We start from the raw sequence: 13,793 nt of genomic DNA on the forward strand, positions 1-13,793 counted from the left end.
GCCGCGTGGTTCAGCGCGGCGCCCAGTTCACCTGGAGAACGAGTAGGTGGTTAGAACTTCACGGTGATGCCGCCATAGACCGTCGACTCGGTGCAGCTATTGGTGCTGAACGTCACGCCGGCCGCGTTGGTGAGGGTGCAGACGCCAGGCGCTGCGTTATGGTCGAGGCCGAACTTGTTCTGCCAGTAGCGATAGGCGACCCAGAGATCGACGAAGTGGGTGTACTTTGGTCCCCAGACCGCCTTGCTGGCGTCAAAGGTCAGACGGATCGGTTCGCTGTTGAACTCAACCGCGGTGGCGGTGCTGAACGGACCGGTGCCGAAGCCAACCAGCGGATTGTTCTGGTCACCCTTCTTGCCGTACCAGGCGGCGCGGCCGCTGATCGAGAAGAACTGCATGTTCTCCGGCAGGAAGCCGAGGTCCATATAGTAGTTGGTTTCGACCGCCCATGTCGGATTGAAGCTGGTGTTGCCGTCCGAAAGACAGGTGGCGCCGGGAGCGGGATATGGAATACCCGGACCAAACAGTCCGCATTGATTGAAGGCGTTGTGGTTGGAGAACTCCCACGAAGCCAACGGCGACACGTTGAAGTAGCCCTTGTAGGGCAGCGCGAATTCGAACTGCAGACCGGCGACGACCTGTCGCTTGGCCGGAGCCAGGAAGTTGTTCTCGGTGTTGCCGTCCATGCCGACTTCGAAGGAGACGTTGGTGAGCGGTCCGACGTTGAAGGCCTTGGTGTTGAAGATCTGGTTGAAGCCGAAGGTCGAGCGGAACAGACCGTAGATTTCGGTGGCGCCGGCGCAATCGGCTGGCGCGCCAGTGATCAGCACGCCGGCATTGGAGCACGGCGAAGCGGGATCGTTCTGACCCGACTTGAACATCGAGATCGTGAAGAAGTTAGTGCCGTAGGTCCAGATGTCGAAATGGGTGAACGAATAGACCTGCTTGGCGGTGGTGCCGTTGATCGAGCCGTCCGGCCGAATGGAGAAGACGCCAGGGTCGGTGCCCTTGGGCATCCAGGAGAAGGTCACGCGGTTATCGACCAGCAGGAAGAACGGCAATTCAGGCGCGGGCTTCGGCGCTTTGACCGCCAGGTCGGCCGCACTGGCGAAGCCGGCGGGCGCAACAGTAGCCAGTGACAGTGCCGCGGCTGCCAGGGTTCGGCGAAGACTGAGCATATTCGTATGTACCCCCAAGTTGTCGTGCGAAAGTTCGAGGCCCTTCGCGACGACCCTTGCGCCGTTCCCCTGAAGTGAGAAGCCTCAACTTTTTCCACGACGTGCTGCAAGTTTCGGCACGTAAAGACTGCAACGTCAGTGTTTTAGGAAGTAGCCGATCGCTCGGTGCAGACGAGCACGCAACCTCCGCGCGTGGCGTGGATTTTTCATTTTCGCCTGTGTCTGTTGGTTTTCTGCGGCGTTTGGGCGCAGAGCCTTATGACGCCGTTCGATCACCGCGCGTGATCGTAGACAGCCGAAACTTGGTTGCTCAACTTTTCGTCAGCACTGCTTAGACGGTTTCGAATTGTCTCGACCGTCACAAATATACAACAGGCGATTTGCATGGGTGTTCTTGGATTGGCAACAGCAAAGCGCAATCAGCGAAACACCTTGGCGCCGTTCGCGAGAAGAATCATGTCGGCAGTCGATGTGCCGAAGAGTTGAGCAAGGACTGGCGCTTTTTCTCTACTTACGTGCGCGTTCAAAGTAGCACAGTATTGAGGCACCCAATTCCTATCTGCGATTTCGAGGGATGCTGGATACGACGCCCGCCGCGCTGCACACAGATGCCCCGCCCCTGCTGCAAACGGTTGGCCTCACCAAACGCTACGGCAGTTTCCTCGCCAATGATTTCATCGATATCGAGATCTGGCCGCAGCAGATCCATGCCTTGCTCGGCGAGAACGGGGCCGGCAAATCCACTCTCGTCAAAGCCATCTACGGATTGATCCAGCCGAGCGAAGGCGAGATGCGCTGGCATGGCGAGAAGATGGTGCTCTCCGGACCGTCGGAAGCGCGCGCCCGCGGCATCGGCATGGTGTTCCAGCATTTCTCGCTGTTCGACAATCTCACCGTCGCCGAGAACGTCGCGCTGGGACTGGACGGCAGGGAATCATTCAAGGACATCGCGGCGCGGCTCGAACAGGTCTCCAGTCTCTACGGGCTTCCGCTCGATCCCAAGCGCGAGGTCTGGCAGCTCTCGGTCGGCGAGCGGCAACGGATCGAGATCGTCCGCGCGCTGATGCAGAACCCGAAATTCCTGATCCTCGACGAACCCACCGCCGTGCTGACGCCGCAGGAGGCCGACCAGCTCTTCATCGTGCTGAACCGGCTGAAGGATGAGGGGCGCGCGATCCTCTATATCAGCCACAAGCTCGAAGAGGTGAAGCGGCTGTGCGACACCGCCACCATCCTGCGCGGCGGCAAGAAGGTCGCAACCTGCAATCCCAAGGCGGAGACCGCCGCCTCGCTGGCGCGGATGATGGTCGGCGGCGAGATCAAGGAGGTGAAGGCTGCCGCCAGCCGCCAGATCACCGTGCCGCGGCTCGTCGTCAACGATCTCTGCCTCGAGCCTGATGATCCGCATGGCGTCAGGCTCCAGCACATCTCGTTCGAGCTCAGAGGTGGCGAAATCCTGGGCATCGCCGGGGTCGCCGGCAACGGCCAGGACGAATTGTTCGCCGCGCTCTCCGGCGAGCGGCTGTCGCAGGACCCCGGCACGGTCGTGATCGAGGGCATCGCCGCGGGCCATCTTTCGATTACCAGGCGCCGCAGGCTCGGCGCCGCTTTCGTGCCGGAGGAACGGCTCGGCCACGGCACGGCGCCGCGGATGCGGCTTTCCGAGAACGCGCTCCTCACCGGCCACGCCGCCGGCAACATGGTCCAGCACGGCTTCGTCAACACCGCCGCGACCTTGAAGACGGTGGATCGCGCCACCGAAGCCTTCGACGTGCGCAAGGCCAAACGGGACCCGGAAGCGGCAAGCCTCTCCGGCGGCAACCTGCAGAAATTCATCGTCGGCCGCGAGATCCTGCGCAATCCGGCCGTGCTCGTCGTCAGCCAGCCGACCTGGGGCGTCGATGCCGGCGCCGCCGCCGTGATCCGCCAGGCATTGCTCGATCTCGCCACCGCCGGCGCCGCGGTGCTGGTGACGAGCCAGGATCTCGACGAGCTCTCGGAAATCACCGATCGCATCGCCGTGATGTTCCACGGCAAGCTGTCCGATCCGCTGCCGACTGCCGAGGCCAGCCGCGAGAAGCTCGGCCTCCTGATGGGCGGCAGCAGTCTGGACCCGAAGGAGGCCGTCCGTGCAGCTGGTGCTTGAGAAGCGCGCCGAACGCTCCAACACAATCGCTCTGATCTCGCCCCTGATCGCGATCGGCTTGACCATCGTGACGATGATCATCCTGTTCGCGATCCTCGGCAAGAATCCGTTCGCCGCGCTCGTTGTCTATTTCATCGAGCCGCTCACCGACAGCTACACGCTGCAGGAGATCGCGGTGAAGGCGGCGCCGCTGGTGATGATCGCGATCGGCCTGTCGCTCTGCTATCTCGCCAACGCCTGGAATATCGGCGCTGAAGGCCAGTTCCTGATCGGCGCCGTGGCCGGAAGCTGGCTGGCGGTGAAGACGCAGGGCACCGAGGCCGGCCACTGGGTATTCCCGGCGATGCTGCTGCTCGGCGCGATCGCCGGCGCGCTCTATGCGCTGATCCCCGCGATATGCAAGGTCAGGTTCGGCGCGAGCGAGATCCTGACTTCGCTGATGCTGGTCTATGTCGCCGAACTCTTCCTCGACTATCTCGTGCGCGGCCCGTGGCGCGACCCGAACGGCTTCAATTTCCCCACCACCGCCGAGTTCGATCCGGTCGCCACCGTGCCGCTCCTGGTCGAAGGCGGCCGCCTTCATCTCGGCACCATCATCGCGCTGGTCGTGGTCGCGGCCGGCGCGGTGCTGCTCGGCAAGACCATCAAGGGATTCGAGATCCGCGTGGTCGGCGCGGCCCCGCGCGCGGCGCGGTTCGGCGGCTTCAATTCCAACCAGCTCATCCTCCTGACCTTCGCGATCTCGGGCGCATTGGCGGGCCTGGCGGGGATCATCGAGGTCGCAGGTCCGGTCGGACATCTGCAGCCGAACATCTCGCCGGGCTACGGCTTCACCGCGATCATCGTCGCCTTCCTCGGACGGCTGAATCCGATTGGAATATTAATTGCAGGCCTGTTCCTTGCACTCACCTTCATCGGCGGCGAGCAGGCCCAGATCGCAATGAAAATCCCGTTGGACGTCACCAAGGTGTTCCAGGGCATTCTGCTGTTCTACGTGCTGGCCTGCGATTCCCTGATCCTTTACCGCTTCCGGCTGGTCTCCTCCTCGCGACAACAGGTGGCACGTGGAGCTCATTGAGGCCATCATCCTCTCGGTGCTGGCGGCCTCGACGCCGCTGCTGCTGGCCGCCACCGGCGAGCTGGTGACCGAGCGCTCCGGCGTGCTCAACCTCGGCGTCGAGGGCATGATGATCGTCGGCGCCGCCTGCGGCTTTGGCGGCGCCCTGCTGACCGGCTCCACCATCATCGGCGCTCTTTGCGGCATCGTCGCGGGGACGGCGATGTCGCTGATCTTTGCCGCGATGACACTTGGCCTCGCGGTCAATCAGGTCGCCACTGGCCTGGCGCTCACCATTCTCGGCATCGGCCTCTCCGGCCTGATCGGCGCCGGCTTCGTCGGCGAGCGCATCACGCCGGCTCCGCATCTCTATATCCCCTACCTCACCTCCATTCCGCTGATCGGCCGCATCGTCTTTGGTGAAGACGCTTTCGTCTATTTTTCGATCGCGCTGATCGTCGCGGTCTGGTGGTTCCTCTACCGCACCCGGGGCGGGCTCATCCTGCGCGCCTGCGGCGACAACCATGTTTCTGCGCATGCCCTCGGCTATTCCGTGCTGAAGATACGGCTGTACGCCGTGATGTTCGGCGGCGCCTGCGCAGGTCTCGCCGGCGCCTATCTGCCGCTTGCCTACACGCCGTTCTTCATTCCGGGCATGACCGCGGGCCGCGGCTGGATCGCGCTCGCGCTCGTCGTATTCGCATCCTGGCTGCCGGGCCGCCTCGCGATCGGCGCCTATCTGTTCGGCGCAGTGACCATTCTGCAATTGCACGCGCAAGGCGCAGGCGTCGGCATTCCCTCGCAGTTCCTGTCGTCGCTGCCATATCTCGCGACCGTCATCGTGCTGGTGCTGCTGTCGCGCGCCCGCACCGGCGGCTCGACCGCGCCGGCGGCGCTTGGCACGGTGTTCGTGCCGGACCGCTGACTTGAATTTCCTGGCGTGCGCGATGGGGGCGCGCCGTTCTGGATTTAAAGGTTCACCCCGATTGTTTTGGAGACCGAACGATGAGGAAAACATTATTTGCGGCCGCCACCGCGCTTCTGCTCGCCGGAAGCATTTCGAGCGACGCCTCGGCCGCCGACAAGCTGAAGGTCGGGTTTGTCTATCTTGGCCCGATCGGCGACCTCGGCTGGACCTATCAGCACGACCAGGGGCGGCAGGCGCTGGTGAAAGAGCTGGGCGACAAAATCGAGACCACCTATCTCGAGAACGTGCCCGAAGGCCCCGACGCCGAGCGCGCGATCGAGCAGCTCGTTCGCGCCGGCAACAAGCTGATCTTCACCACCTCCTTCGGCTACATGGACCCGACGCTGAAGGTCGCCAAGAAATATCCCAACGTGCATTTCGAGCACTGCTCGGGCTACAAGCGCGACAAGAACATGGCGACCTATTCGGCGCGCTGGTATCAGGGCCGCTACATCCAGGGCCAGATTGCGGCCAAGATGTCGAAGGCCGGCGTGCTCGGCTATATCGGTTCGTTCCCGATTCCCGAAGTCGTCTCCGGCATCAATGCGACGATGATCGGCGCGCAGTCGATCAATCCCAACATCAAGGTCAAGATCATCTGGGTGAACACCTGGTTCGATCCCGGCAAGGAAGCCGACGCCGCCAAGGCGCTGCTCGATCAGGGCGCCGACATCATCATGCAGCACACCGACTCGCCTGCGCCGATGCAGATCGCGAGCGAGCGCGGCAAGCTCGCCTTCGGCCAGGACTCCGAGATGATCAAGTTCGGTCCGAAGGCGCAGCTCACCTCGATCCTCGACACCTGGGGGCCCTACTACATCTCCCGCGTCAAGGCCGAGCTCGATGGCACCTGGAAGTCGGAAGACGTCTGGGGCGGCCTCGACACCAAGATGTTCGAGATGGCGCCCTACACAAACATGCCCGACGACGTGAAGAAGCTGGCCGAGGAAACCCAGGCCGCGATCACCTCCGGCAAGCTGCAGCCGTTCAAGTGCCCGGTCGTCGCGCAGGACGGCAAGGAAGTCGAATGCAAGGGCGGCGACCATCTCACCGATCCGCAGATCCTCGGCATGAATTTTTACGTCAAGGGCATCGACGACAAGATCCCGGGGAAGTGAGGCGGGTCGGTCCACCTCGTTCGCGGGGACCCATAACCGCAGAGCCCTGTAGTGGTACGAGCAACCGGTTGCAGCGGAGCACATTGCGAGCACTTGTGGTTATGGGTCCTGGCCTTCGCCGGGACGACGAGGGAGAGGTTCAGATTCAATGTCAAACAGCTCTCCGCTGTCATCGTCCGGCTTGACCGGACGATCCAGTATTCCAGAGACGGTAGTGCCCGAGCCGAGAAGCTGTCGGTTACTGGATGCCCGCCTTCGCGGGCATGACGGTGGGAGTAAGGGATGTGATTCCGCGTTCTCGCGGCATGATGTGCCCGAGGTTTGCGTCTCGTTCCACCCTCTTCGGTAGCTGAGGGCGCAGGGAAAGCCGGGTGCCGGTCGCACCCGTGGGCCCCGTGCGACAAAAAGCACGGGGGTAGGGCCACAGGTTCAACCGAAGCAACTCCGGCTTTCCCCGCGCGATGGTTTTACGGTTTCCTTCGTGCTCTTCTCGGTGACCGGGCTTTCTTGCCACCGTCACCTTGCGGATACTTCCGCAAAGCTTAGCGCCAGCGTCGGGGCGCCAGAACCACACGACTTCGCCGTCCGTGATGCGCGTGCTCGTCAGTCACACCCATCACGTCCACCGCATCTCACCGCAACGTTCGTGACGATCGCGACCCGCCCCTCATCCGCCGTGAGACGTGCGGAGTTAAATCACTGATTTGCCCGACGGCGAAAGCGGAATATTTTTTGTGTGAGGGCTGGACGGGGCAAATCACGTTGATTGAATTGGAGAAATTTCCGCGAACACGACTCGTCATTCCGGCGCATCGCGAAGCGATGAGCCCGGAATCCATTTTGCCGCCCGCGCAAGTGGATGAATGGATTCCGGGTTCGCGCTATGCGCGCCCCGGAATGACGGAGAGAGTGTGTGCACTCACCCCGCCTGCATCGCGCGCGCCGCGGCGGTGTGGCGGCGGATCAGGTCGGGGACATCGAGACCGGGGATGGCGCCATCGATCACAGCCCAGTTGCCTGCGACCATCACGCGGTCGGCGCGGTGGGCGCCGCACAGCACGAGCGCTGCGAGCGGATCACCGTGGCCGGAGAAGCGGAGCTCGTCGACCTTGAAGAGCGCGAGATCGGCGGCCTTGCCGATTGCGATCTCGCCGAGTTCGGGGCGGCCGACGCAGGCGGCAGAGCCTTTTGTGGCCCAGCGCAACGCATCCCTGTGGCTGACGCGGCCAACGCCGTAACGCGCCCGCTGCACCAGGAAGGCGGCACGCACCTCCTGCATCAGATTGGATCCGTCGTTGGAAGCCGAGCCGTCAACGCCAAGCCCGATGCCGACGCCGGCCTCTTCCATCTCGCAGACCGGGCAGCAGCCCGACGCCAGCACCTGGTTGCTGCAGGCGCAGTGACTGATGCTGGTCCTGGCCTTGCCGAGCCGCTTCATTTCGTCGGCGTTGAAATGGATGCCGTGCGCGAGCCAGGTGCGCCCGTTGAGCCAGCCGCATTGTTCGAGATAGTCGAGCGGCCGGCAGTGGTACATCTGCTCGCAGAACCTGTTCTCGTCCTCGGTCTCGGCGAGATGGGTGTGCAGACGGATGTCGAGCTTGTCGGCAAGTTCGGCGGTCTTCCGCATCAGCGAGGTCGTCACCGAGAACGGCGAGCATGGCGCGAGCGCGATCTGCACCATCGCATCGTCGCCGCGCTGGTGATGCTTCGCAACGACACGCGCGCTGTCGGCCAGAATCGTATCCTCGTCCTGCACGACGCTGTCCGGCGGCAGGCCGCCGTCGCGCACCGACAGATTCATCGAGCCGCGCGTGACCAGCACCCGCAAGCCGAGCCGCTGTGCGACGGCCACCTCGATATCGACGGCGTCCTCGAGCCCGGCAGGAAACACATAGTGGTGGTCGGTCGTGGTGGTGCAGCCCGACAGCAGCAGTTCCGACATTGCAACTGTAACACCGAGCTGAAGCGATTCCGGTGTCAGCCGCGCCCATACCGGATAGAGCGCCTTCAGCCAGGGAAACAGCTCGCGGTCGAGCGCGGCCGGGAGCGCCCTTGTCAGGGTCTGGTAGAAGTGATGATGGGTGTTGATCAATCCCGGCAGCACAACGTGTTCGCCTGCATCGAACACCAGTGGCGAGGTGGCAGTCGGCCCCTTGCCGCGGCCGACGAGTTCGACGATCTTGCCGTCCTGTACGACCACGCCACGTTCGGCACCGTCCGCCAGAATGGAGAGCGGATCCTTGATCCAGATTGGCTGCGTTTGGTCCATGATCCCACCATCCAAAAGAAGTGTTTGTGCGCGGCTCATCAATGCAAGGACCGTCCCAATTGCGGGGAACAATTGGCGCTGGTCTTGCAAGACTACTTAAGCGAGGATGCATCCTGTTGAAAGCGTCGGCGTATCCATGGACTTGAACACGATTACGGAGGTCGCCCATCCGAAATCCCGGGCGCAATTGCCTGTTTGGACGGCAGGTGATGCTTGGCTCGCGGGCGGCACCTGGTTGTTCTCGGAGCCGCAGGCGCATCTGAGGCGGCTGATCGATCTCGCCGATCTGAAATGGCCGGCGCTGACGATCGGCGACGACAGCTTGACGATCGCCGCCACCTGCACGGTGGCGCAGCTCGACGGCTTCGCCTGCCCACCGGACTGGATCGCTGCGCCGCTGATCAACCAATGCTGCCGCTCGTTCCTTGCTTCCTTCAAGATCTGGAAGACCGCAACCGTCGGCGGCAACATCTGCATGTCGCTGCCGGCGGGGCCAATGATCTCGTTGACGTCGGCGCTCGACGGCATCGGCACGATCTGGCAGGCCGATGGCCGAGAGCGCAAGATTCCCGTCATCGACTTCGTCACCGGTAATCAGCAGAACGTGCTTGGGCCCGGCGACCTGCTGCGGCAGATCGATATTCCGCTCGCGACGCTGCGACGACGGTCGGCGTTTCGCCAGATCTCGTTGACGCCGGTCGGCCGCTCGGCGGCGCTGTTGATCGGAAGCATCGACAGTGAAGGTGGCTTTGCGCTGACCGTGACCGCCTCGACGATACGGCCGATCAGACTCTCTTTTGTCACCGTCCCGGAACAGGAGGAATTGCGCGAGACGATCCTGCAGCGCATCCCGGACAATCGCTATCACACCGACATCCACGGCAAGCCGATCTGGCGCAAGCACATGACGCTGCGGCTCGCGGAAGAAATCCGCACCGAGCTCAAGGCGCAGCCATGACCTTCGACATCAACGGCAAGACATTCTCGGAAACGCCCCGGGCCGGACAGTGCCTGCGCACATTCCTGCGCGACCTCGGACATTTCGGCGTCAAGAAAGGCTGCGACGCCGGCGATTGCGGCGCCTGCACCGTGCTGCTCGACGGGGAGCCGGTGCATAGCTGTCTGATCCCGGCGTTCCGCGCCGACGGGCATGCCGTCACCACCATCGAGGGTTTTGCGACTGACGGCGGCATCCATCCGCTGCAGCAAGCCTTCCTCGATGCGCAGGGATTCCAGTGCGGGTTCTGCACCGCCGGCATGATCCTGACCTGTGCATCGCTGAACCAGGCGCAGCGCCAGGAACTCGGCGTCTCGCTGAAAGGCAATATCTGCCGCTGCACCGGCTATCGCTCCATCAAGGACGCGCTCGATGGCAAGAGCAATGTCGAGGAGGCCGACGCCGGCACCGCCTTCGGCCGCAGCCTGCCCGCTCCGGCCGGCCCGCTCGTGGTGCGCGGAGCGGCGCGTTACACCTTCGATACCAAGATCGAAGGCATGCTGCACGTGAAGCTGCTGCGCTCGCCGCATCCACACGCCAAGATCGTCTCGATCGACAAGACCGCGGCGCTCGCGGTACCCGGCGTGCATGCGGTGCTGACCCATGAAGACGCGCCAAAGCTTCTGTTCTCGACCGCGCGGCATGAGAAGGACTGGATGGACCCCGAGGACACGCGCGTCCTCGATGACGTCGTCCGCTTCATCGGCCAGAAGGTCGCCGCCGTCGTGGCGGAGACCGAAGCCGCGGCGGAAGAAGGCTGCCGCCGGCTCAAGGTCGACTACGAGCTATTGCCCGCGGTGTTCGACCCGGCGGAGGCGATCGCGCCCGGCGCGCCGGTCCTGCATGGGGACAAGACGGTCGAACGTCGCATCACCAATCCCGCGCGCAATCTCGTGGCGGAGACGCATGGCGAATATGGCGACGTCGCCAAAGGACTGACGGAGGCCGCCGTCACCTATGAGGGAACGTTCACGACCCAGCGCATTCAGCATGCGGCGCTGGAGACCCATGGCGGGCTCGCCTGGATCGACGCCGACGGCATCCTCAATGTCCGCTCCAGCACACAGGTGCCATTCCTGGCCCGGCGCGGGCTGTCGCAGATCTTCGACCTGCCGCCCGACAGGATCAGGGTGTTCTGCGAACGGGTCGGCGGCGGCTTCGGCGGCAAGCAGGAGATGTTCGTCGAGGACATTCTTGCCCTGGCCGCGCTCAGGACCGGACGCCCGGTCAAGCTCGAATTCACCCGCGAGGAGCAGTTCATCGGCACTTCGACGCGGCATCCGATGCGCGTCAAGGTGAAGGCCGGCGCCGACAAGGACGGCAAGCTGACCGCGCTGCAGCTCGACGTGCTCTCCAACACCGGCGCCTACGGCAACCATGCCGGCCCGGTGCTGTTTCATGCAGTGGCGGAGTCGCTCAGCGTCTACAACTGCCCAAACAAGAAGGTCGACGCGGCCGTCGCCTACACCAACACGCTGCCGGCCGGCGCCTTCCGCGGCTACGGCCTGCCGCAAAGCCTGTTCGCCGTGGAAGCGGCGATCGACGATCTCGCAAGACAGCTCGGCATCAGCCCGTTCGACTTCCGCCGCCGCAACGTCGTGAAACCGGGCGATCCCATGCTGTCGCCGCCGCCTTCCGACTATCACGACGTGCTCTATGGTTCGTATGGCCTCGATCAGTGCCTCGACCTGGTCGAGCGGGCGATGGCCGAGGAATCGCCGCGGCATGAACTGTCGCCGGAGTGGCTGGTCGGCGACGGCATGGCGCTGACGATGATCGACACCGTGCCACCGGCCGGGCATCTCTCCGATTCCAAAATCGCGCTGCGCGAGGATGGCGGCTTCGATCTGACGGTCGGCACCGCCGAATTCGGCAACGGCACCAGCACGGTGCATCGCCAGATCGCGGCGAGCGCGCTGGCGACGACGGTCGATCGCATCGTCCTGAAGCAGTCCGACACTGCCAACGGCGGCCACGATACCGGCGCCTATGGCAGCGCCGGCATCTTCGTTGCCGGACGCGCGACGCAGCACGCGGCGGAAAATCTCGCCGCCGCGATCAAGGCATTTGCGGCCGAGATAGCCGAGAGCGACGCCGGCGCATGCACGCTGGACAATGAAGCTGTCGTCTGCGGCAGGCAGCGCCTGTCTTTCGCCGAGTTGGCGAAGGCGGCGGACGCGCGTGGCCGCGTGCTGGAGGCCAGCGGCAGCGCGCATGGCACACCGCGCTCGGTGGCCTTCAACGTGCAGGGTTTTCGCGTCGCCGTGAACAAGGGCACCGGCGAAGTCAGGATACTGAAGAGCGTGCAGGCGGCCGATGCCGGCCGCGTCGCCAACCCCATGCAATGCCGCGGGCAGATCGAAGGCGGCGTCGCGCAATCGCTGGGCGCGGCGCTCTACGAGGAACTCGTCATCGACGACGGCGGGCGGGTGATCAATCCGCGGTTCCGCGACTATCACCTGCCCTCCTATGCCGACGTGCCGCGCACGGAGGTATTCTTCGCGGAGACGTCCGATGCCGTAGGCCCGATGGGCGCGAAGTCGATGAGCGAGAGCCCGTACAATCCGGTCGCCGCCGCGCTCGGTAACGCCATCGCCAACGCCACCGGCATCCGTTTCACCACAATGCCGTTCAAGCCCGACCGCCTGTTCCCCGCGCTGCACGAGAAGTATGGCGGTGCGTAGGGTCGGCAAAGCGAAGCGTGCCCACCATCACGAGCCGAATGCGCGATGGTGGGCACGCTTCCACCATCGCCAGTGGATAGGTCACGGCGCGTGAGTCGCTTTGCCCACCCTACGCCGTCATTGCGAGGAGCGAAGCGACGAAGCAATCCATGTCTCAACAAGCGGAGGGGTGGATTGCTTCGCTTCGCTCGCAATGACGAGGAGAGCCCTACCCCCGCCCCACCGTGCACTCGATCTGGCCGTGCGGCTCGTCGGTCGGCAGGAACACCTGGTTGTTGTTGTCGAGCCCGAAGGCGGAGAGATTCATCGGGATGAAATGCATGTTCGGGCAGGCCATGCTGATCTCGGAAATCTCCGGTACTGCAGCGAGCGCAGCCTCGCCCATCCGATAAAGGCTGTCCTGCACGCTCCAGCTATAGGTGGTCGCGAACACTTCGAGGAGCGTGTCGAGGATCTTTGCGTTCGCGGCCGGATAGCTCGCGGGCTTGCCCGACCATGTCCACGACGCCACCATGCTGGTCGCACAGATGCGGTCATGGGTCTCGGCAAGCGTGGTGTAGGGGTCCTTGACGTAGTTCTCCCAGCCTGACTCGGTCGACTTCATGAAGGCAAATCCGTCGACGCCCGAAGCGAGCGCCGTTGGTCCGCCCCTGACGGCGGTGAGTTCGACGGTCGGCTTGCCATTGCCGTCGAGCACGAAGCTGTGCGGATGCGGCTTGCCGCCGAAGCTCAACCTGTCCCATTTGGTCTCGTGCGACGTGATGGAGACCGATGACACCTGCGGATAGGTGTCGAAATATTTCTGCGCCAACACCTGGCAGAACTCTTCCGGCGAAAGCCCGGTGTTCTCGCGGGCGACCACGTTGACGACGTTCTTGATGGTGTCGGTCGACACCGTGTTGGAATTGTCCGCATCAGTATAGGTGCGGGCGAAATCGCCTTCGAGCATCGCCTTGATGTTGAGCTGGCTGACCTCGTGCCTGTCGCCATCGCGATGAATGCGCATCACGCGGACGCGGCCCTTGCCGTAGCGGTTCTTGATCAGCGGCACGTGAAAGCCTCCCGTTCAGCCGGTAAATTCAGACCGAGCATTGCGCCCGGCTCGATCAATAATGAGCAACGTTTATGCCAGCGGGCAAGCTTCAGGTACGGCAAAGTGAGCCGGTGTGACCTGCCACCGCTGCCACAATCTTGGCCATTACTGCTGTGGCTTTCAGCAGCGGAGACGCCGGTGCCGCCGCGCGTTTCGGCCCTCATCCTGAGAGCCTGACTCAAAAAAGCGTAAGACGTCTTCAAGGTCTGGCCAGGCGGCGAATTAGGAGCCTCAGATGGGCGATGAGCAGCCATGCGAGCTCAGTGGCAGCAGAGCCTTCGAAG

The 13,793-nt window shown here is 63.6% G+C and carries 9 protein-coding genes; 6 read left to right on the forward strand and 3 right to left on the reverse strand.

Annotated elements, in window-relative coordinates; translation table 11 throughout:
- Positions 1-50: 50 nt before the first annotated feature.
- The gene (locus I6F35_RS31290; protein ID WP_225121493.1) at positions 51-1,178 is read right to left on the reverse strand and encodes a hypothetical protein; all 1,128 of its coding nucleotides are present in this window, start codon (positions 1,176-1,178) and stop codon (positions 51-53) included.
- Between the two features lie 574 nt (positions 1,179-1,752).
- On the opposite strand from I6F35_RS31290, the gene I6F35_RS31295 reads away from it, so the two are divergent.
- The 4 genes from I6F35_RS31295 (at position 1,753) to I6F35_RS31310 (ending at position 6,466) form a co-directional block, all read left to right on the forward strand.
- Positions 1,753-3,324, forward strand: a complete 1,572-nt coding sequence (locus tag I6F35_RS31295; protein WP_225121494.1) for an ABC transporter ATP-binding protein — start codon at positions 1,753-1,755, stop codon at positions 3,322-3,324.
- Positions 3,308-4,402, forward strand: coding sequence for an ABC transporter permease (locus tag I6F35_RS31300; protein WP_225121495.1), 1,095 nt, complete (start codon positions 3,308-3,310; stop codon positions 4,400-4,402). The genes I6F35_RS31295 and I6F35_RS31300 overlap by 17 nt, the downstream gene beginning before the upstream one ends.
- Positions 4,389-5,306 carry an ABC transporter permease gene (locus tag I6F35_RS31305; protein WP_225121496.1) on the forward strand — a complete coding sequence of 306 codons (918 nt, stop codon included), beginning with the start codon at positions 4,389-4,391 and terminating at the stop codon, positions 5,304-5,306. Before I6F35_RS31300 ends, I6F35_RS31305 begins: the two co-directional genes overlap by 14 nt.
- Before the next feature lie 80 nt (positions 5,307-5,386).
- Complete coding sequence (locus tag I6F35_RS31310; RefSeq protein ID WP_225121497.1) at positions 5,387-6,466, forward strand: BMP family ABC transporter substrate-binding protein; 1,080 nt, start codon at positions 5,387-5,389, stop codon at positions 6,464-6,466.
- A gap of 919 nt (positions 6,467-7,385) precedes the next feature.
- Here the strand turns inward: I6F35_RS31310 and I6F35_RS31315 are convergent.
- Positions 7,386-8,735 carry an 8-oxoguanine deaminase gene (locus I6F35_RS31315; RefSeq protein WP_225121498.1) on the reverse strand — a complete coding sequence of 450 codons (1,350 nt, stop codon included), beginning with the start codon at positions 8,733-8,735 and terminating at the stop codon, positions 7,386-7,388.
- A 136-nt stretch (positions 8,736-8,871) separates the two neighbouring features.
- Here I6F35_RS31315 and I6F35_RS31320 point away from each other — a divergent pair, with 136 nt between their 5' ends.
- Positions 8,872-9,693: an FAD binding domain-containing protein gene (locus I6F35_RS31320; protein WP_225121499.1), complete on the forward strand. Its 822-nt coding sequence runs from the start codon at positions 8,872-8,874 to the stop codon at positions 9,691-9,693.
- Positions 9,690-12,416, forward strand: a complete 2,727-nt coding sequence (locus I6F35_RS31325; protein WP_225121500.1) for a molybdopterin-dependent oxidoreductase — start codon at positions 9,690-9,692, stop codon at positions 12,414-12,416. The genes I6F35_RS31320 and I6F35_RS31325 overlap by 4 nt, the downstream gene beginning before the upstream one ends.
- Before the next feature lie 208 nt (positions 12,417-12,624).
- On the opposite strand, the gene pucL is transcribed toward I6F35_RS31325, so the two are convergent.
- Positions 12,625-13,467 (reverse strand): factor-independent urate hydroxylase, encoded by an 843-nt coding sequence (pucL, locus tag I6F35_RS31330; RefSeq protein ID WP_225121501.1) that lies wholly within the window; start codon positions 13,465-13,467, stop codon positions 12,625-12,627.
- Positions 13,468-13,793: the final 326 nt, after the last annotated feature.

The sequence above is a fragment of the Bradyrhizobium sp. BRP22 genome (assembly GCF_020194175.1).
In the GTDB taxonomy this organism is placed as follows: Bacteria; Pseudomonadota; Alphaproteobacteria; order Rhizobiales; family Xanthobacteraceae; genus Bradyrhizobium.

Coding starts and splice junctions, on each gene's coding strand:
- I6F35_RS31290 (WP_225121493.1), bottom strand. CDS start 1,178: ATGCTCAGTCTTCGCCGAACCCTGGCAGCCGCGGCACTGTCACTGGCT.
- I6F35_RS31295 (WP_225121494.1), top strand. CDS start 1,753: ATGCTGGATACGACGCCCGCCGCGCTGCACACAGATGCCCCGCCCCTG.
- I6F35_RS31310 (WP_225121497.1), top strand. CDS start 5,387: ATGAGGAAAACATTATTTGCGGCCGCCACCGCGCTTCTGCTCGCCGGA.
- I6F35_RS31315 (WP_225121498.1), bottom strand. CDS start 8,735: ATGGACCAAACGCAGCCAATCTGGATCAAGGATCCGCTCTCCATTCTG.
- I6F35_RS31320 (WP_225121499.1), top strand. CDS start 8,872: ATGGACTTGAACACGATTACGGAGGTCGCCCATCCGAAATCCCGGGCG.
- I6F35_RS31325 (WP_225121500.1), top strand. CDS start 9,690: ATGACCTTCGACATCAACGGCAAGACATTCTCGGAAACGCCCCGGGCC.